At 44.6% G+C, this 19,586-nt stretch carries 15 protein-coding genes; 10 read left to right on the top strand and 5 right to left on the bottom strand.

The window, feature by feature from the left end; translation table 11 throughout:
- Positions 1 to 20: 20 nt before the first annotated feature.
- The 3 genes from ACTUJY_RS02120 to ACTUJY_RS02110 all read left to right on the top strand — a co-directional run bounded on the left by ACTUJY_RS02120 (position 21) and on the right by ACTUJY_RS02110 (position 5,486).
- Positions 21 to 2,174, top strand: a complete 2,154-nt coding sequence (locus ACTUJY_RS02120) for a TonB-dependent receptor plug domain-containing protein (protein ID WP_463614386.1) — start codon at positions 21 to 23, stop codon at positions 2,172 to 2,174.
- Between the two features lie 11 nt (positions 2,175 to 2,185).
- A complete protein-coding gene (locus tag ACTUJY_RS02115; RefSeq protein WP_463614385.1) occupies positions 2,186 to 3,310 on the top strand; it encodes a type 1 periplasmic-binding domain-containing protein in 1,125 nt (374 codons plus the stop codon).
- 829 nt (positions 3,311 to 4,139) lie between these two features.
- Positions 4,140 to 5,486 (top strand): FG-GAP repeat domain-containing protein, encoded by a 1,347-nt coding sequence (locus ACTUJY_RS02110; RefSeq protein WP_463614384.1) that lies wholly within the window; start codon positions 4,140 to 4,142, stop codon positions 5,484 to 5,486.
- A gap of 44 nt (positions 5,487 to 5,530) precedes the next feature.
- Here the strand turns inward: ACTUJY_RS02110 and gcvP are convergent, their stop codons facing one another.
- The 5 genes from gcvP to hslR all read right to left on the bottom strand — a co-directional run bounded on the left by gcvP (position 5,531) and on the right by hslR (position 11,737).
- The gene (gcvP, locus tag ACTUJY_RS02105; RefSeq protein WP_463614383.1) at positions 5,531 to 8,440 is read right to left on the bottom strand and encodes an aminomethyl-transferring glycine dehydrogenase; all 2,910 of its coding nucleotides are present in this window, start codon (positions 8,438 to 8,440) and stop codon (positions 5,531 to 5,533) included.
- Between the two features lie 116 nt (positions 8,441 to 8,556).
- Entirely contained in the window at positions 8,557 to 8,946 is a 390-nt protein-coding gene (gcvH, locus tag ACTUJY_RS02100) for a glycine cleavage system protein GcvH (protein WP_463614382.1), read from the bottom strand.
- Positions 8,947 to 9,022: 76 nt separating this feature from the next.
- A complete protein-coding gene (gcvT, locus tag ACTUJY_RS02095) occupies positions 9,023 to 10,108 on the bottom strand; it encodes a glycine cleavage system aminomethyltransferase GcvT (protein ID WP_463614381.1) in 1,086 nt (361 codons plus the stop codon).
- Between the two features lie 297 nt (positions 10,109 to 10,405).
- Entirely contained in the window at positions 10,406 to 11,278 is an 873-nt protein-coding gene (gene hslO, locus ACTUJY_RS02090; protein WP_463614380.1) for an Hsp33 family molecular chaperone HslO, read from the bottom strand.
- 66 nt (positions 11,279 to 11,344) lie between these two features.
- Positions 11,345 to 11,737, bottom strand: a complete 393-nt coding sequence (gene hslR / locus ACTUJY_RS02085) for a ribosome-associated heat shock protein Hsp15 (RefSeq protein ID WP_463614379.1) — start codon at positions 11,735 to 11,737, stop codon at positions 11,345 to 11,347.
- A 387-nt stretch (positions 11,738 to 12,124) separates the two neighbouring features.
- Here hslR and gspC point away from each other — a divergent pair, with 387 nt between their 5' ends.
- The 7 genes from gspC (at position 12,125) to gspI (ending at position 19,584) form a co-directional block, all read left to right on the top strand.
- Positions 12,125 to 13,063, top strand: a complete 939-nt coding sequence (gene gspC / locus ACTUJY_RS02080; protein ID WP_463614378.1) for a type II secretion system protein GspC — start codon at positions 12,125 to 12,127, stop codon at positions 13,061 to 13,063.
- 72 nt (positions 13,064 to 13,135) lie between these two features.
- Entirely contained in the window at positions 13,136 to 15,175 is a 2,040-nt protein-coding gene (gspD, locus tag ACTUJY_RS02075; protein ID WP_463614377.1) for a type II secretion system secretin GspD, read from the top strand.
- A 64-nt stretch (positions 15,176 to 15,239) separates the two neighbouring features.
- Positions 15,240 to 16,727 (top strand): type II secretion system ATPase GspE, encoded by a 1,488-nt coding sequence (gene gspE / locus ACTUJY_RS02070; RefSeq protein ID WP_463614506.1) that lies wholly within the window; start codon positions 15,240 to 15,242, stop codon positions 16,725 to 16,727.
- Positions 16,727 to 17,950: a type II secretion system inner membrane protein GspF gene (gene gspF, locus ACTUJY_RS02065; RefSeq protein ID WP_463614376.1), complete on the top strand. Its 1,224-nt coding sequence runs from the start codon at positions 16,727 to 16,729 to the stop codon at positions 17,948 to 17,950. Before gspE ends, gspF begins: the two co-directional genes overlap by 1 nt.
- Before the next feature lie 77 nt (positions 17,951 to 18,027).
- Positions 18,028 to 18,489, top strand: coding sequence for a type II secretion system major pseudopilin GspG (gspG, locus tag ACTUJY_RS02060; RefSeq protein WP_463614375.1), 462 nt, complete (start codon positions 18,028 to 18,030; stop codon positions 18,487 to 18,489).
- A 53-nt stretch (positions 18,490 to 18,542) separates the two neighbouring features.
- Positions 18,543 to 19,184, top strand: coding sequence for a type II secretion system minor pseudopilin GspH (gspH, locus tag ACTUJY_RS02055; protein WP_463614374.1), 642 nt, complete (start codon positions 18,543 to 18,545; stop codon positions 19,182 to 19,184).
- A complete protein-coding gene (gspI, locus tag ACTUJY_RS02050; RefSeq protein ID WP_463614373.1) occupies positions 19,162 to 19,584 on the top strand; it encodes a type II secretion system minor pseudopilin GspI in 423 nt (140 codons plus the stop codon). The genes gspH and gspI overlap by 23 nt, the downstream gene beginning before the upstream one ends.
- The last annotated feature ends 2 nt before the right edge of the window (positions 19,585 to 19,586 follow it).

The raw sequence follows: 19,586 nt of genomic DNA, 5'->3' as shown, positions 1-19,586 counted from the left end.
TTAATAATTTGATGGAAACAATGAAAACTAACATCGCTTCGCCACACTGCTTACAATTCATTGTCTGGATACTCATTTGTTTTTTTGCTGAAGTTTGTTTCGCCGAAGCAACTGAAAAGAAAAATAAGAATGAAAGTGTCGAACAGCAAGACTTATTTACTATGCCAATTGATGAATTAATGAATGTAAAAATAACCAGTGTGACGAAAACCCAGGTTCGCTTAAAAGATGCGCCTGCCATCGTTTCGGTGATTACGGATGAGGAGTTTGAGCATTTTCAATACAACTCTATCGCTGAAAGCTTGGTTAGCCAACCGGGGATTGATACGTTTAATTCGCTAGGGTATTACAATGTTGGACTGCGCGGTGTACATGCCGGTCTTGCGGGGCAAAGTTTAGGCGTTAAGGCAATGATCGATGAACAGGATATGTCTTTTCAAACAACGGGTAGTAGCTTTTTGGGACCTGAGTTTATTCCGGATATTGCCATTGAGCGAGTGGAAGTCATACGTGGTCCATTATCCGCTCTTTACGGCGCTAATGCGTTTTTGGGTACGATTAATGTGGTTTCTAAAAAATGGGACAGTCAAAGTTCACTTCGATCGTATTGGAAAATGAAACACAGTGCAGTCGTCGAGGAGGGTGAGAGTGGATGGCGTTCGCAAGTTTTTGTGTCCAGTCCGTTAACTTATGGCGGTGTGGTGGCTGCGCTTTCGGTGCAGTCGATTGAGCGCCCTGAGCGTCAATTACCTGCTACTTCGCCGCGTTATGAAGCGATTCGCGTGAGTCGAGGTGTGGTGTCAGAAAGTCAAAGAGATAAAACACTTTCCTTTTATATGCGTTCGGAAAGCGAGACAGAAAGAGGACAGTTTATCGTTGATGGCAGTTATCAATTTTTTGAACGAGGTGCTAATTTTCATCCGGACAGTGAGCCGCTATCGAATGGGGTTATTGCTATGGACAACCAGATGGCGAGGTTTCGATTTAATAATGAATTGAACGAACATTGGGATATCAAGGCCGCTGTGTCGATGAATGCAGGCGGTTCACGAGATGATACTCGTCTATTTGATCCCTTTCGTATTGGGCTGGATTATGCGTATCGACAACACCGTTTTCGCAGTTACAACACTTCTCTTACGATGATTTATTCAGGTGCGGATAGACTGCAATGGGTTGTTGGAGGTGATTATTATTTTGATCGTGAGCAACTGCCGACACTGGTCTTAGTGGATATCGATGGAAGCCGCCAATTAGAAAATCCTAATCGTAAAATTGAAGTGGATAATCTTGGTGTTTTTATGCAGTTGGATTACAAGCTCTCCCCTGTCGTTTCGTTAATCGGTGGATTAAGACAAGATGAACACAGTATCTATAGCAAGCAAACCAGTTATCGCACGGGAATGGTTTTTGATTACTCCCAACACACGGATATTAAGTTGTTGCATGGTAGCTCATTTCAAGCACCGTCTTTAATGTTGATGTTTGCTGGTGAGCACCCTCGACTTTTAGGACCGGCAGATAATAATAAATTGAAACCGCAACGTGCTAAAACCACAGAGTTATTTGTCAGTTCTAGCATCAACGACGCATGGCAAATCAACACAACGTTGTACGACATGCAAATAAAAAATTATGCAGAATACGATACGATTGCAGCCAACCCAATCGCCAACAATAGAGCCAAAGTCAGCAGCCGAGGTTTAGAGCTTGAATTGAAATACGGTTCGGTAAGCGTTCCCTGGTCGGGTTATTTACAACTCACTTTATCGGACAGCAAAGTGTCGTCAGAGGACGAATTTGGAATTGAGGTTTCTGATAAACCACGTCTATTTCCTGATCACTTTGCCTCGATGGGGATTCGGTATCAAATGGAAACCTGGCCGATTCATTGGTCTTTGAACAGTCGCTACGTAGGGAAGCGTTTTGCCGACAAATCAAACCTGCCATTTTTGCCTATCGGAGAGCAAGTTGAATATCAATTGCCCAGTTATTATTTGTTGAACTTGGTCATTCAGTATTTGGGGAGTCAACCGAAAGATGACTCATCTTCACAATGGATTTTACAAATCAATAATTTAGCAAATGAGCAGTATATTGAGCCGGGCTTTAGTGGCATTGATGTGCCCGGAGAAGGGCGGCAAGTGTCTTTGACCTACCAGCAGAGTTTTTAAGGTATGAAGCAATGAAGCCAACTCTTTTCAATCAAAAATCATCCTACTGGATTGCGTGCGTCATTCTGTTGGTTAGCTGCTCGGTAAGTGATGACATTAAATTTGAGAACAGCCCGGTGAATTATGTTTATTTTATGGTGACCCACGGTCCAACAACGGATGTTGGTTTTTGGGGCGATGTACTGGAAGGTACGTTGGATAAAGCGGATGAATTGGATGTGGATGTTGTTCCGCTTCACCCTGTGGTTGAGTCTTCGGGAGCGCTTTTGAATGCACAAATGGAGCAAGCGATCAATGCTAACCCTCCTGGAATTATTGCTACGGTTTGGGGCGAGGGAATGCCGGCGGTTATCCAACGAGCTAACGCTGCATCCATTCCGATCGCTGCGATCAACGTGTATCCGGATCCGGAATTTTTTGGTCCAGGGAAAGCAGAGTTTTTATTTTATTCTGGGCAAAATGATTCAATCGTTGGTATTGATGGTAGTAATGCGCTCATTTGTGCCAGTGAAGGGCTGCAACTAATAGAGGGAATGTGTGGAGATAACTCGCCGCAAGAGGTGTTTGATGGGATAACCCGCACGGATCGTGTTGCTGTAATTTGTATTATTCATCAGCAAAGCGGCGGAGTTATCAGTCGGTGCAATTCAGCGCAAGAGTTGTTTATTCATCAATACGGGTTGTCATCGAGTGATTTTTATACGATAGCCTGGGATGAGTCGGTACCGGGAGCCAGTGTCAGGGCGATTGAAGATTTTTTTACGCAGCCGGAAATCGATGGTTACGACCGACTTTGGGTTATGGCAAACGGTCCTATCACAATTGATGCCTACAATACGGCGATTATCGCGCAAGCAACTCGCGATAAAGCCACTATCGGTACCTTTAATACCAGTAATTCAATATGTGAGGCATTAGCGCGGGGTGAAGTGGCTTATGCTTCCAGTCAGGGGCAAACCTTTCAGGGCAAAATGGCCCTCGATTATTTGCATTACTTTGTATTGCATGGTGACTTGCCACCCGATGGTGTCGCACCTGACGGGAGCGAAGACTTGCGCTGGACTCGGTCTCCGGACGGTTATCGATGGTACAAAACTGGCCCCACTTTATTTTTTGATAGCTGTCCAAGCTTTTGAGTGTGTTCGGACGTTCTTTCGGTGTGCTCTATGACTGAGTGATATCGCATATTGACTAAAAAAACGGACTTGAAATTCCTTCCAAGTCCGCTTGAGGTGACGTAACTACATTAATCATCAAAAGATTGCCGACAAAATTGCAATGGTGTGTCTTCCTTAATACAAGTACTCCGTTAATTAAAATCACCATCGCGGTTCCAGGGGCCATATTAGTGCTAATTCGGCTTTGTCTGCTTTAAATAATCGGACAAAGACTTTCAATATTCCGCCAAATTCCCTTTTTTATGCCGTTATAGAGCGTAAATAGCGAAAATAATCATTCAATAATGAGATGTTTTCATTTCGCTTAATCTCCTACGGAAGTTTCCCTGTAGAACTTTTTCCAATTACTGGAGTGATATGCACTTTACGATTATGTGCCGAAACGGTGTGGTTGCCCTTGAGTTTGTTAGTGAGCACCTTGGTAATGAATGCTTAAAGCGTGTTGAATTGGATGTGAAGTACAAAAATTAAGCGATTTCATCGTTCCGAAACTGATTTGATTGATATCCAAGGAGGGGACGAAGTGAGTGTGGACTTTCGAGTTTCAGTTGATAGTTACACTGACTATCGCTTTTTAAATCAGCTCAGTAGAAGAAGTATTGTTCCTTGGCTTTCTGCAGATTAAACGGTACGCGACTGTCGATATAAAGCGCTTTCGGTATTACAGGCAGCCTATTGCTGTGGAATAACTAACACATTCAGGAAACATTTTGGTTATGTACTGTTCAATTCTTGCGTGCTATCCTCCCGGCCCTTAATTTTACGTTGAGTCGTTAGCAGGTTATTTATGAACAATATGTCGTCTTATTCCGGTAAAGGTGTTTTGGTCTTCCTTGCTTTTTATATTACCCAGGGGTTTACTGTTGAAGTCATAGAAGAAAACACCGCTTTTAGTTCTCCAAAACATTTTACTGTTGAAAACCCTTACTACATTAGCTTCTTTGACATTAATGGCGACGGGTGGAAGGATATTATTTATGTGGTTGAGAATGATGAAGGTGAAACGTTTCAAGACAGCATCGGTCGCTATAATGGAGGTGGGAAATTATATGCCTTAATCAATAATCAAAATGAAGGGTTTAATGCTCCTTTGTATTTAAATGTGAATGATCGGCTTTCAACTCGCTCAAAAATATTGTTTAAGGATATTAACAAAGACCAAAAAGTCGACTTGGTTTTCTCTACTAATTATGGACTTACAATCAGCTATTTAAACAATGGAAACAATTCATTTACATACTTTTCAAACGTTGAAACACCTAATGGAACCCAACGCGACTTATTCATTGAAGATATTAATAACGATACCTTTGAAGATTTAGTTATTGGAGGCATGAATTTCGAGAATGCTCAAGTCCTTTGGGGGAATGAAGACCATGAGTTTCAAGTTGCTCAAGTTCTTACAGGAACCGAAAGCACAGCGGTTTCACTTACTGATTTTGACGACGACGGTACTCTTGATTTGGTCACCTATATTCCTAACAATGTACCTAATTCGCTTGCCGTCCATATAGGCGCAAATGACGGGTCATTTACTACTTACATTCATTCAACCTTTGATTCTCAGACAGGATCAACTTTTGGTACGGTGGCCGTCGCTGATCTAGATGCAGATGGTAAAAAGGATATTGTAACTTCCGATCAAACTTCAATGTATTTACATTACCAACGAAATAACGAGTTTGAGGCTGAAAATACGGTTGTCGGTACACATCAGCATTTCGTATTAGCAGACATTGATAATGATAATTTAAGTGAAATTATTACAGCATCAGCTACGAACTATGATGGAGAGGGGTACGGTGTCGGGATAAAACTGAATTGCGGCTCGCGAACTTTTTCGGAAGTAAACCTTTTAAGAAGTGGGTTAATGAGTCAAGGTGCACGAGTTTATTTAGAAGATTTAAATAATGACGGTAGAACTGATATCGTTCAAACGACCTCTGACTCTGGAGACTCAATCGTTGTATTCTATAATAAAAATACTGCAACTTGGGCTGATGATACTTGTTCTCAATTAAATTCGAGCTCGAATGATGCAACAGATTCGGGAGAAGAAAAAAGTTCAGGTGGCGTTTTGTTTCACTTTTTTGTATTGCTGCTTTCTTTGATAGGTATATTTAGAAAAAAATAAGACGCTGAGTGTACCGCTCTGGCGAGCGGTACACATCTAAGAAATTAATCTTTATAGTCGTCTATTGTTGGGCAGCTGCAGATTAAGTTGCGATCACCGTAGACGTCATCAATACGATTAACCGTAGGCCAAATTTTGCTCGTTAATTGATCGTTGAGAGGGAAGCACGCCTCTTTAATGGAGTAATTGCGATCCCAATTGGCGACATCGGTTTGTGTGTGTGGCGCAAACTTAAGAGGATTATGTTCTTTATCAAACTCGCCACTGGCAACTTTATTAATTTCCTGTTTGATGGTGATCATGGTGTCGATAAAGCGATCCAACTCGGCTTTCGACTCACTCTCGGTTGGCTCAATCATTAAAGTACCTGCGACCGGGAAGCTCATGGTTGGAGCGTGAAAACCAAAGTCCATTAATCGCTTGGCAATGTCGACTTCGGTAATACCGGTTTCGGCTTTAATTGGACGTAAATCGATAATGCACTCATGTGCGACTCGATCGTTACGACCGGTGTAAAGTACCGGATAGTGCTCACCCAGTTTTTTCGCCAGGTAATTTGCATTTAATAAGGCGTACTCAGTGGCTTCGCGTAACCCTTGTCCGCCCATCATGGCAACATACATCCAACTGATAGGAAGAATAGACGCACTACCATAGGGTGCTGCAGAAACGGCACCGTTATCGTTCCCTGTGCCCTCGATTTTACGGACTACGTGATTGGGTAAGAATGGTGCTAAATGCGATTTCACACCAATCGGTCCCATACCTGGACCTCCGCCTCCGTGAGGAATGCAAAAGGTTTTGTGCAAGTTAAGATGCGAAACATCAGAGCCTATTTCACCAGGCGAAGTAATGCCAACTTGCGCGTTCATATTGGCGCCATCCATATACACCTGACCACCGTGTTGATGCACAATGTCACAAATGTCTTTAATACCTTCTTCGTATACGCCGTGTGTAGATGGGTAGGTGATCATGATCGCCGCAAGATTGTCAGCTAACTCTTCCGCTTTTTGCTTTAAGTCGTCGATATCGACATTGCCTTTTTCATCGCAATTGACGACCACAACTTTCATGTTCGCCATTTGTGCGCTGGCCGGATTGGTGCCGTGCGCAGAGCCTGGTATTAAACAAATGTTACGATGGCCTTCATTGCGTGACTCGTGGTATTTCATGATGGCTAAGAGGCCTGCGTATTCGCCTTGCGCTCCTGAATTGGGTTGCATTGAGATGGCGTCGTAACCGGTGATGGTGATCAACCAGTCGCCCAGTTCTTTAATCATTTGATCGTAACCCACGGTTTGCTCTTTCGGTGCAAACGGATGCATATTAGCAAACTCCGGCCAAGTGACCGGGATCATTTCGGATGTGGCGTTCAGCTTCATGGTGCATGAGCCAAGTGCGATCATCGAATGGGTCAATGAAACGTCTTTGTTTTCGAGACGTTTTAAATAACGCAGCATTTCCGTTTCGGAGTGGTAGCTGTTAAATACCGGATGAGTTAAAAAGTCACTTTCGCGAACTAACGACGAAGGGATTCCCGAGATATTGTTGCTCGTGATTTTGTGATCCAGATTTTCAATATCCAATGATTTTTCATCACCTGAAATCACTTTCACTAACGTTTCGATATCAAAACGAGTGGTTGTTTCGTCGATGGAAACACCCAACTGATTCTCGCTATCGAATCGCAAATTCAATTGTGCTTTTTCTGCTCGAGTCATCACCGATTTAGCGTCTGCAATTTTAAACGTTAAGGTATCGAACCAGTGATGGTTAACCAGCTCAACGCCAGACGCTTTTAAGCCTTCGGCTAATAAAGTGGTTAACCGATGGATGCGATTGGCAATGCGTTTCAGTCCTTCCGGACCGTGATAAACCGCGTAAAACGAGGCGATGTTAGCCAACAAAACCTGTGCTGTGCATATATTGGAAGTCGCTTTTTCACGGCGAATGTGTTGCTCGCGGGTTTGCATGGCCATGCGCAGTGCCGGGTTATCGCGACTGTCTTTGGATACACCAATGATGCGACCAGGCATAGCGCGTTTATAGGCATCGCGTGTCGCAAAGAAAGCGGCGTGTGGCCCACCAAAACCCATCGGCACGCCAAAGCGTTGCGCGGAACCCAGTGCAACATCGGCACCCAGTTCGCCAGGCGACTTCAGCATGACCAAACTCATCAGGTCAGTGGCAATAGCAACAATGGCTTTGTTATCGTGTATCTCACTGATCAAGTGCTCGATATCAATGATGTCGCCGTGTTTATTTGGGTACTGCAGTAAAGCGCCGAAAACATCGTGTTGTGTGGCTTCGTGCGCATCACCATATACCAGTTCAAAGCCAAAGTATTCAGCCCGTGCTCGCATCACATCAATGGTTTGTGGAAAAGTATTTTTATCGATAAAAAACAAGTTCGACTTTTTGTTTTTTGAAACCCGCTTGGCAAGCGCCATAGCTTCTGCTGCAGCGGTCGCTTCATCAAGCAAAGAGGAGCTGGCCAAATCCAATCCGGTGAGATCCATTGTCATTTGCTGAAAGTTGATAATCGCTTCCAAACGACCTTGTGCGACTTCGGGCTGATAAGGTGTGTAAGCGGTGTACCAGCCTGGATTTTCCAGAACGTTTCGTAAAATGACGGTTGGGGTTTTAACATTGTAATACCCCATTCCAATGTAACTTTTAAACACTTTATTTTTTTGCGCTAACGATCGTAGATAGTCCAGAGACTCTTGTTCGCTGCGTGCATCGGGAAGTGGTAATGGACTGTCTAGCTGAATTTTTTTGGGTACCGTTTGCTCAATCAGTTCGTCCAGCGAACGGACTCCAAGCTCTTTTAACATCGCTTCGGTTTCGTCTTCACTGGGGCCGATGTGGCGACCGACAAATTCTCGATGATTTTCCAATTGCTGCAGATTTTGCGCCGCAAACGGTGTTGTTGAGTTAGATTGTTTCATTACGTCTTCCCGTTTCACAATAAGTGCGAAGTTTCGTATTCGCGCTTAAATAAGTGTGCTAGAAAAACAATAGCCTCAACAGGTGTCGAGGCTATTGGGTAAATCTTCGATGATTTTTATTCGTCGGCAATGGCTTCTGCGTAGCCTTCGGAGTCGAGCAAGTCTTCAAGTTCTGCTTCATCGGTGGGTTGAATTCGGAACATCCAACCGTCGCCGTAGCAATCGGAGTTAACGGTTTCCGGTGCGTCTTCCAGCGTTTCGTTCACTTCAATGACCGTGCCCGAAATTGGAGCGTAGATATCCGAGGCTGCTTTGACAGACTCGACAACGGCGACTTCGTCGCCGGCGCTGATGTCAGAGTCGACGTCGGGCAATTCGACGTAAACCACATCTCCGAGCAGTCCTTGGGCGTGATCAGTAATACCAATCACTACGCTGCCGTCTTCTTCCAGTCGTGCCCATTCATGGGTAGATGCATACTTCAATTCGCTTGGGATATCGCTCATTTATATCGTCCTCATCGCTTAATTATTTTTACTTTATTCTAACGTAAATTCTGATTTTCACAGTTTTTTTTAAAGCTTAAACCTGTGGTTCGCCTTTGCGCACAAAACAAGGCTTTACCACACGAGCAGGTACTTGTTTGCCCCGTATATCAACCATAACGTGATCGCCAGCTGTCTTGGAAATACGTGCCAAAGCGATGCTTTTTTTCAGAGTCGGTGACATAGTACCACTGGTGATTTCGCCTTCGGAACCGTCTTCTCCAATCACATTCATATGCGCGCGTAAAACGCCTTTGCCTTCCAGTACTAATCCGGCCAGTTTGTTTTTCACTCCGGTGGCTTTTTGTTGCTCCAATGCATGGCGTCCGATAAAGTCACGCTCGGTGGGCTCCCAGGCTATGGTCCAGCCCATATTCGCTTCCAGTGGTGATACCGAATCGTCCATATCGTTGCCGTAAAGGTTCATGCCGGCTTCCAGTCGTAAGGTATCGCGTGCACCAAGCCCGCAAGGTTTTACTCCGGCTTCCAACAACGCATTCCAAAATTGATCGACTTCGGCCAGAGGAACCATGATTTCATAACCGTCCTCGCCGGTGTAACCGGTGCGCGCAATAAAAAAGCCTTCACTTTCTACCGCAAAAAAAACGCCCAAACCTTCGGTGGCCTGGCGCTGTGCATCGCTAAAAACCGTTTGCGCTTTGCTAATGGCGTTGGGGCCTTGTACTGCGAGCATCGCGAAGTTTGGGTTATGTTCTACGGTCACATCAAACGCGGCGGCTTGTTGGTTCATCCAGGCCAGATCTTTTTCACGAGTGGACGCATTAACAACGACTCGATAAAAGGTATCGTTAATGTAATAAGTAATCAGGTCATCGATCACGCCGCCATTTTCGTTCAGCATTCCGCTGTAAAGTGCTTTGCCGGATTGCGTTAATTTGGCGACATCGTTAGCCAGTAATTTTTGCAGAAAGGGTTTGGCATCAGTGCCGTTAACGTCGACGATGGTCATATGAGAAACATCAAACATACCGGCATCCTGGCGTACGGCGTGGTGTTCATCAATTTGCGAACCATAGTTGATGGGCATGTCCCATCCGCCAAAGTCCACCATGCGTGCACCAGCGTTGATATGTTGCTGATAAAAGGGTGTGTGTAATCCCATGGTCACCTTCTTGACTTTGTATTTCGCGAGCAGTATCAAATCGCTCGGATTAGTTTTTCTAATGAGTAATGCTATGCTTAATTTTTGAGCGCGAATTATACCTGTGCTGTATCTATTAACAAATCGGATTTTATGATTTTGTATAAAATATTAGGAATTCACCTTAAAAAAAGGTAATTAAAATTAGGCTTGAATTGAATAAGGCTCGCCTACAAAAAGGTTTTGCAGGCGAGTGATTAGACATAACCGAAGGCTATAACGGTTGATTGGTATATCGTGCTCTGCAACTGAAATAGATTATTGCTCGGTATTTTTCTGCATATCGTGGCCGGCATTGGCGAAAATTTGCGCCACATCGATACTGTCAAATTCATAATGTGTTTGGCAAAACTCACAATTCATGGATATTTTGCCTTCTTTTTCCAGCATTTCGTTCAGCTCGACACGCGGCACCAATAATAAAGAAGCGAGAGACTTTTCCCGGCTACAACCGCAGTGGTATTCGATTTTTGACGGTGTAAACAGTCGTAACGGATCTTGATGAAATAAACGATGCAAGACCGTTTCTGTATCGAGGTTTAAGGCTTCTTCTGCTTTCAAGGTATCGGCCAATTGCGTTAAATGCTCAAAGCCTTGTTTGTCTTGTTTATCGGGCATTGCTTGTAACATCAGGCCCATTGCACGTTCATTATTGCTGAATAACCAAATGCGAGTGGCCAACTGTTCAGACTGATGAAAATAATTTTCTAGGTTTTGCGCCAGTGAACTGTAATGCGTCGGTACAATGCCTTGATAGCGTTTGCCTTGCTCTGGCTCAATGGTTAAAGCCATTTGCGCCGCTGGCATCAGTTGTTTGAGATCATCGGTTTGCGGCACATCATGTTGATATCGAGCAACGCCACGGTACTGGTGGCGATGATTGGCTTGCACCAATAACAGGTTAATGGGCCCAGTGCTTTGCACTTGCAAGGTCATGCGGCCTTCAAACTTTAAGGTTTCGGTTAACAGGTTGGCCGCCAGAGCGGATTCCATCAATTGCTTACGAACCACCGCAGGATAATCATGACCTTTGAGCATGTCACCTAAGGAGTCGGACAAAGTAAGCCATTCACCACGTACCGAGTGATGTTCAAATAGAAAGCGTTGGATGTGATCGTGTTGTTGGGTCATTACCGAGCAATGTTCCGATCTTGGTTAATAGGCAGAATTATATATCATTTCTGACCGATTGCGCCGTTAGGACTCATCTTGATTAATACGCTTAAATCGATGAATTTGCCTCCGCTGTTTTTTATCCGGTTTACGTTCATGGATAATTCCTGCCATTTTACGTATTTCGCTAGCTTTTTCACGACGTTCAATACTGTTTTCCGTTTCTTGGTAAAGCGTTTGCGCTACAGGAGCCGGGCCGCGTTTATCGGAAACCGCCAATATAACCACTTCCTTTTCGTCAAAGCCCATTCTCAGCGTAACCGTTGCGCCTATCTGTACCAATCTACCGGGTTTTACTCGGTGTCCATCGTAGTGCACTTTACCGCCGTCGATGGCCTCTTTAGCGAGTGTTCGGGTTTTGTAAAAGCGGGCCGCCCATAACCATTTATCGAGGCGAACCTTTTCTGATTGCTGCATCGTTTATACCTGTATTCGTGCTGGAGCCGTGTAGAAATCATCTGGTTGTCAAAAAAAGCAGTAGTGTAATGTGCTTTCCGCCACCAGGAAAATGTTAGAAACCACACAAATTAACCCATTGATGATTAATTTTGTGAATACTACCCAGTTTCGGTGAGAGATCCCCCGTTTTTTTTGGTATCCTTGCGGGCTTATACTTGCGAGTCGGTCTAACAGACTTTCGTCTAAGCCACTTGGGAAATGTGGTGAAAACAATTATTTAGGGCATTTCTAAAAATGAGAACGTATTTTTCAGAGTGTGTTGACACTGCGCCAGTCCGACACACAGAAACGATCATTTTTAGAGGAGCCTTAGCGACTCTTGAACGATTTTGGGAATGATAGGTAATGCAGTTGAGTGCATCTTTATTTCAGCCGTTTAGCAAACCAGAACCCTGGGTCAAGCTGGCCAGCGCTCTTTTATGGGTGTTTGCTCTTTATTTGCTGGCCAAATTAGTGTGGGTTTGGGTCGATGTGTTCACGGCGGACTATCAAATTAGCGCGCCTCGACAAACACCTCGTACCATGACGCAATCAAGCGATTCTCGTGTTGCCGTCGATGCCATTGTCAGTAAGCACTTGTTTGGCGATGCCAGCGCCAAGCCCGAAGAAAAGCCAGTGGTGCAAGAAGTTGCAGCAACTGAAACACGGTTGCCTCTTAAGTTACGCGGTATTTATGCATCGGATGATAAGCAACGGGCAAGTGCCATTATTGAAGCTGGCGGCGGCAATCAAGAAGTTTATTTTATCGGCGACAAAATCACGGGTGGTAGCGGTGCAGTGTTGCATCAAGTGCAGGCAACCAAAGTCATTTTGAACCGTAACGGGCAGTTAGAGTCGTTAACTCTGGAACAGGAAGAGTCGGTTATTTCAGTCGATCGAAATGAACCGCGCAACGCTCCACGATCGTTAACCGCGGCCGAGCCGGAAAAAATGCGTGGCGAGGTGGTTGATAATCCCAGAGTCAAACGTGAGCTCGGGGAGTTACGCGAAAAGCTGCAAACGGATCCCACCAGTCTAAAAGATATGCTGCGCTGGGAGCCAGTCATGGAAAACGGTCAAATCCAAGGCGTTAAAATTTCTCCTGGAAAAGCGCGCCGGTTGTTTTACGAATTAAAACTGCGTCGCAATGATATTGTGACCAACATTAATGGCATTCCGTTGAACGATCCTTCTCAGCTATTAATGTTGCAGCAAAACTTGGCAACTTCACAGGAAGTTAGTCTAACTGTAATGCGAAACGGTCAGTCGCAGGATATCACCATCAAATTAAATGACGCTCAGTAGCAAATTGAGACGTTAATAAAAAAGAAGAGTTATACAGGTAATCGCATGACGTTTAACAGTAAGGATAATTCGATGATAAAACGCTGCCTTTTCGCAGCCCTAGCCCTGACGTTTGTTCCTTTGTCTTGGGCTGGCAAAGCAACCGTTAACCTGAAAGACACGGATATCAAGGTGTTTATTGAAACCGTCAGTCGATTAACAGGTAAAACCATCATTTTGAGTGATCGGGTGAAAGGAAAAAAAGTGAATGTGATTTCACAAACCCCATTAGATGAAGACGAAATTTGGAGTTTGTTTTTAAGCGTACTCAAGCTGAACGATTTTGGAGTGATTGAGCAAGGAAATATTGTTAAGGTGATCCAAGATCAGGAAGTGAAGCAGGACGCGACACGAGTTGATTACGGTAATCTAGATGCACCTTACGATGAGCAGATTACCCGTGTCGTAAAAGTGAAAAACGTCGATGTGACGCAACTGGTACCTGTACTGCGTCAATTAATTCCACAGAAAATGCATATGGGGCAAATTCGAGCGAATAATGTGTTGTTATTGCACGATGCGAAAGCCAACGTCGACCGTATTGTTAAAATTATCGAACAGCTCGATCGCGAAAGTAACGAAGAAATCGAAGTGATTGAGCTCAAACATGCTGCCGCTTCAGAAGTGGTGCGTATCATCGAAACCCTACAAAAGCAAAACGCACAAAAAGATGTTGGTGCTGATCAACCGCGTTTTGTTGCGGATGAGCGAACCAACAGCATTTTATTGAGTGCCGAAAAACAGGACAATTTGCGTTTACGAGCACTCATAGCCCGCCTTGACAGTGAAACCGACAGTGCGGGTAATACCAAAGTTATCTATCTGAACTACGCCAAAGCTACCGAAGTGGCGCAGTTGTTGGAAGGTGTAGGCGAGTCCATAGAAACCGATGATCCTAAGTCGCAAACAAAAAAGCGTTCTTCCGGAAAGCCTTATTCGATTAAAGCCCATGAAGATACCAACTCCTTAGTGATTACGGCGCAACCGGATATGCTCAAGTCTTTTGAAGCGGTTATTCGTCAGTTGGACATTCGCCGTGCGCAAGTGCATGTCGAAGCGGTGATTGCTGAAGTGTCGGATATCGGATTGAAACAACTGGGTGTTCAACTGTTGTCGGTGGCGGGTGCCTTTACCAACTTTGGCAACACAGGGACTTCGATGGTGGGTGTCGGGGCTGGCATTGCTTCTTTGCGAGGTCAGGAAACAGGTGGCGATGCCATCGTCAATGCCGACGGTGAAATTGTGGGTTACAACCCAACTCGTCGTAATGGTGATAATGGTGCGGCTTTGGCACAAGCGTTATCGAGCTCACAAGGGGTTGTGTTTGGCTTTGGTGAAACTGACTCAAGAGGTGATTTGGAGTGGGGCGCGATAATACAAGCGCTGGGACGAGATACCGAATCGAACGTATTGTCGACCCCCAGCATCACTACGCTGGATAACGAAGAAGCCTCCATCAGTGTGGGACAGGAAGTGCCTATTATTACGGGATCTGCATTAGGTAATAACAACTCTAATCCCTTTACCACGGTTGACCGTAAAGACGTCGGTATCAAATTAAAAATTACCCCATTAATCAACGAAGGTAATTCAGTACGCTTGCAAATCGAACAAGAAGTGTCTTCCATCGCCGGAACAACCGGTGCCGATATCATTACCAATAAACGACAAATTCAAACCACTGTGCAGGTAAACGACGGTGGCATGGTGGTGCTGGGTGGATTGATAGACGAAGACATTCAAGAGAGCACCGAAAAAGTACCGGTGTTAGGTGATATTCCTTTGCTGGGCAACCTGTTCAGTTCCAATCGGACCACCAAGACGAAGCGAAACCTTATGGTATTCATTCGTCCTAAAATTTTACGCGATGAAAAAAGCATTCATGAGCTGAGCTCACGGAAATACAACTACATTCGTGGTAAACAATTGGATATGCGCGCCAAGGGTGTGTCTTTGATGGACGATGACGATACACCTTTGATCCCGGAGTGGAATGATTCTCTAGCATTGCCCCCTTCGTTCGATGAGAGTATGAAGCAAAAGCAGCAAAAGAAGGTAGACGATGTCAACTGAGTTGCAAGCGCAGGACGAACTGCTCGACGAAAACCTATTAACCGAAGCGACCATTGAACCAGAGATGGTTTCGGTAGAAGCGATACCACAGCGTTTGCCCTTTGGGTTTGCACGTCGTAATGGTGTGGTTATCACCGACGTCAGCTCTGACCCAGTAAAAGTGGTGATGCGTGGGCATCCCAGTCCGGAAATAGTCATGGAAGTGCGACGCTTTCTCGATCGACCCATGCAGCTTGAGCTCGTAGATGAGCAAGTGTTCGAGCAACACCTTGGTAATGTTTATCAAAACGATTCGTCTGAAGCGATGCAAGCCATGGAAGATATTGGTGAAGAAATGGATTTGTTTCGGTTGGCTGAAGAACTTCCGGTAACTGAAGACCTTTTAGAGAACGAAGACGACGCACCCATTATTAAGTTAATCAATGCGTTGTTAACAGAAGCCATCAAAGAAAATGCTTCCGATATTCATATTGAAACGTTTGAAAAAGAGCTGACGGTTCGCTTTCGTATCGACGGTGTGCTGCGCGAAGTTTTGTCACCGAACCGCAAGTTAGCCCCTTTGTTGGTTTCGCGTATCAAAGTTATGGCCAAACTCGATATTGCCGAAAAACGTATTCCGCAAGACGGTCGAATTGCTTTACGAATTGCCAATCGAGCGGTAGACGTGCGGGTGTCGACTATGCCTTCGAGTCACGGTGAACGAGTGGTGTTGCGCTTGCTCGATAAGCAGGCTGGTCGACTCGACTTCACTCATTTGGGAATGCCGAAACAACTTATGCAGCAAATGAGCGATATTCTGCATAAGCCGCACGGCATTATTCTGGTTACCGGCCCTACTGGCTCTGGTAAAACCACGACCTTATATGCCGGTCTAACCATGCTTAACAGTAAGCAACGTAATATTTTAACGGTTGAAGATCCGGTGGAGTATTTGCTCGATGGAATCGGCCAAACTCAAGTGAATACCAAAGTTGACATGACTTTTGCCCGAGGATTGCGCGCCATTTTGCGTCAAGATCCTGATGTCGTGATGGTGGGGGAAATTCGTGATCTGGAAACCGCACAAATTGCAGTACAGGCCTCTTTAACCGGCCATTTAGTTTTGTCGACCTTGCATACCAATACCGCTGTTGGTGCGGTGACGCGTTTGGTGGACATGGGGGTTGAGCCGTTTCTGCTTTCGTCTTCCATGCTTGGTGTTTTAGCGCAACGACTGGTAAGAACATTATGTAATGCGTGTAAAGAAGCCTATGTTGCCGATGAAAAAGAATGTGAATTGATGGGGTTTGATAAATCTAAGCCTCCTACCATTTATCGAGCAGTGGGTTGTGAAGAGTGCCGCAACCTGGGATACAAGGGGCGTCAGGGATTGTTTGAATTATTGTTAGTGGATGATCATATGCGCACCATGATCCACAACGGTGAAAGTGAACAAAATGTCGAGCGTCATGCACGGCAGTTCAGTCCTTCGATCCGGGAGGATGGTCGTAACCGGGTGTTACAAGGGATGACCACGGTTGAAGAAGTATTGCGAGTGACGCGAGAAGACTGATGGCCGCTTTTGAATACGTAGCGCTCGATGCCAAAGGGCGACAAAAAAAAGGCATTTTAGAAGGCGATACACCGCGTCAAATTCGTTCCAACTTGCGTGACAAAGGGTTGGTTCCATTGAATGTTGAGGCTGTTACTGAGAAACATCGAAAGCAACAGTCGAGCAAGCCATTGTTTACCTCTCCTGGAATGAGTGCAACTGATTTGGCTCTCATTACACGTCAAATTGCAACCTTGATCAACGCGGCCATTCCGGTTGAAGAATCGTTAAAAGCCGTTGCCGATCAATGTGAAAAGCCAAAGCACAAAACCATTATGATGGGCGTTCGTTCACGCGTTGTCGAAGGGCATATGCTGGCGGATGCCTTGCGTGAATATCCAAGAGTATTTGATGAACTTTATTGCTCCATGGTGGCGGCTGGTGAAAAGTCCGGACACCTGGATGCCGTACTTGATCGTTTGGCAGACTACACCGAAAGACGTCAGGAAATGAAATCGAAAGTGTCTTCTGCCATGGCGTATCCAATGATTCTGGGTGTGGTCAGTTTCCTGGTTATCATCTTTTTGCTCTCCTATGTCGTCCCCAAAATAGTTGAGCAGTATCGCGATATGGGGGGAGAGCTTCCTGGATTGACTCAGACGTTGATCAACACCAGTGATTTTGTGATTAATCATGGCCTATGGGTTGGTGTCGGTGTCGCAGCGTTGATTGCGGGAATTAAATGGCTGTTAATCAATCCGAAACGACGCAAGCGTTGGCATCAAGGCATTTTAAAGTTGCCGATGTTTGGTCGAGTCAGTCGAAACGTAAATGCCGCTCGTTTTGGTCGAACGTTAGCGATTTTAAACTCAAGCTCCGTTCCTCTTTTAGAAGCCTTAAAAATTGCCGGTGACGTAATGACGAACATCGAGTTGAAAGAAGCGGTGCACGAAGCAGCGTTTAAAGTACGCGAAGGAACCTCTTTAAAAGCGGCTTTAATGTCGACCGGTCATTTCCCACCCATGATGTTGCACATGATTGGTAGTGGTGAAGCATCCGGCGAATTGGACAAAATGTTAGAGAAAGCAGCAGATAATCAAGATCGACAATTCGAATCTTTGGTCGGGGTGATTACCACCATGTTAGGACCGTTAATGATTTTATTTATGGGCGGCTTTGTATTAACCATAGTTCTGGCGATATTAATGCCAATATTCCAGATGAACCAGCTCATGAGTGGTTAGTGGTTTAAAAGGTGGATGAGTCGAAACAAATTCCGCCATGAACGATTTTAATTTGAAATTTTGGGAGAGAGTTAAAGATGCAAAAGCAACGTGGTTTTTCATTGATGGAAATTTTAATTGCGCTGGTAATCATCGGCATTTTAGGAGCCTTTGTATTACAGAACTTTGGTGGTGAAGTGACCAAAGCAAAATACACCAAAGTGAAGTCTGATTTTCAAACCATTGAAAGTGCATTAATGCGTTATTACAACGACAATGGTTTCTACCCGACGTCCGAACAAGGATTGAATGCGTTAGCGCAAAAGCCGGATACTAATCCTGAACCGAACAATTATCCGCGTGGCGGCTACATTTCAAAACTGCAAAAAGATCCATGGGGTAACGACTATCTATATTTATCGCCCGCGGAGTACGGTGAAGGCGATTTTGAAATTATTTCTTTGGGGGCCGATGGACAAGAAGGTGGTGAAGGACAAAGTGTTGATATTGCAAACTGGAACATCGACGAAGTGCTCGAAGCGATGAAAGAGCAAAGCTAAGTATCATTTGTAATCCATTTAGTCAGCATCATTATTTAAACTAAGAGCTTTTGATGGCACCAAAACAATTTAACCAAGCAACAACTTTCAGCAGAAAAGACAAAGGCTTTTCGCTGCTGGAAATTTTGATCGCTTTGGTAATTGGTGCCACTATCATTTCATTGGCGACGTTAGCGTTTGGTGACAAACGCAAGGAAGAACTGGAAAAGCAATCGATGCGCCTCTACGCGCTTTTAAAGCAAGCCCAAGATGAAACCTTGTTGCGCGGCATCGATATCGGCATTCGCATGGAAGAAAACAAATACTTTTTTTTCGTTTTCGATGTGGAAAATGAAAAGTGGCTGCCCATAGAAGACAGTGACTTTTTTACTGAGAAACAAATTCCAGAAATACTCGAAATGAAGTTGATCGTTGACGGTAACACCTTGTTTGCTGAAGACGAAGAAGACGTTGATATTTTTGAAGAAGATGTCAATATTTTTGAAGAGGAAGAAGAGCCTGTTGAGCCACCACAAATCTATATTTTGTCCTCAGGAGAAATGAATGATTTCAAAGTGGCTTTGGGCTGGACCGACGATGACCCTCGTTATTATTTAATCAGTGGCACTATGTTGGGTGATATCACTATGGAAGGTCCTTTTTCCGGTAATTTACGAGTTGAGGTAACAGATAATGATCTGCTCAATTTCGACTGAATCTACAATCTCCAAAGGTCGTAATTCTCATGGTTTTACGCTGTTGGAGGTTTTAATTTCTCTAACCGTACTGGCAACAGCATTAATCGCCTTGAGCGGCTCTATGAATCAGGCAACGCGCACGCAAATTTATCAAAAGGAAAAAACGTTGGCACATTATGTCGCGATGTATCGGTTGGGTGAGTTAAGGCTTGAACAACCCTGGCCTAATGAAGGAACAACACGTGGTGATATTTCCATGCTCAAGCGAGAGTGGAAATGGGAACAAAAGGTGATTAAAACTGCGGAGCCGACATTACGTCGTATTGAAGTTGCCGTTAGCTCGAAAGACGATGAAGATTATAAATACAGCAAAATCATCGCCTTTTTTGCGCGTCCTGAAAGTGAAGACAGAATGTAAGG

This window comes from Pleionea sp. WD8-19 (assembly GCF_055326765.1).
Note: the sequence above shows the minus strand (reverse complement) of the source record. Positions and strands in the feature narration are given on the sequence as shown.

What these genes read in the sequence shown, in the direction of transcription:
- gcvH (WP_463614382.1), bottom strand. Translation starts at nt 8,946, where the DNA reads ATGAGCGATATCCCAAGCGAATTGAAGTATGCATCTACCCATGAATGG.
- gcvT (WP_463614381.1), bottom strand. Translation starts at nt 10,108, where the DNA reads ATGGGATTACACACACCCTTTTATCAGCAACATATCAACGCTGGTGCA.
- gspE (WP_463614506.1), top strand. Translation starts at nt 15,240, where the DNA reads ATGGTTTCGGTAGAAGCGATACCACAGCGTTTGCCCTTTGGGTTTGCA.
- hslO (WP_463614380.1), bottom strand. Translation starts at nt 11,278, where the DNA reads ATGACCCAACAACACGATCACATCCAACGCTTTCTATTTGAACATCAC.
- gspI (WP_463614373.1), top strand. Translation starts at nt 19,162, where the DNA reads ATGATCTGCTCAATTTCGACTGAATCTACAATCTCCAAAGGTCGTAAT.
- ACTUJY_RS02110 (WP_463614384.1), top strand. Translation starts at nt 4,140, where the DNA reads ATGAACAATATGTCGTCTTATTCCGGTAAAGGTGTTTTGGTCTTCCTT.
- gspF (WP_463614376.1), top strand. Translation starts at nt 16,727, where the DNA reads ATGGCCGCTTTTGAATACGTAGCGCTCGATGCCAAAGGGCGACAAAAA.
- ACTUJY_RS02115 (WP_463614385.1), top strand. Translation starts at nt 2,186, where the DNA reads ATGAAGCCAACTCTTTTCAATCAAAAATCATCCTACTGGATTGCGTGC.
- gspC (WP_463614378.1), top strand. Translation starts at nt 12,125, where the DNA reads ATGCAGTTGAGTGCATCTTTATTTCAGCCGTTTAGCAAACCAGAACCC.
- gspD (WP_463614377.1), top strand. Translation starts at nt 13,136, where the DNA reads ATGATAAAACGCTGCCTTTTCGCAGCCCTAGCCCTGACGTTTGTTCCT.
- gspH (WP_463614374.1), top strand. Translation starts at nt 18,543, where the DNA reads ATGGCACCAAAACAATTTAACCAAGCAACAACTTTCAGCAGAAAAGAC.
- ACTUJY_RS02120 (WP_463614386.1), top strand. Translation starts at nt 21, where the DNA reads ATGAAAACTAACATCGCTTCGCCACACTGCTTACAATTCATTGTCTGG.
- gspG (WP_463614375.1), top strand. Translation starts at nt 18,028, where the DNA reads ATGCAAAAGCAACGTGGTTTTTCATTGATGGAAATTTTAATTGCGCTG.
- gcvP (WP_463614383.1), bottom strand. Translation starts at nt 8,440, where the DNA reads ATGAAACAATCTAACTCAACAACACCGTTTGCGGCGCAAAATCTGCAG.
- hslR (WP_463614379.1), bottom strand. Translation starts at nt 11,737, where the DNA reads ATGCAGCAATCAGAAAAGGTTCGCCTCGATAAATGGTTATGGGCGGCC.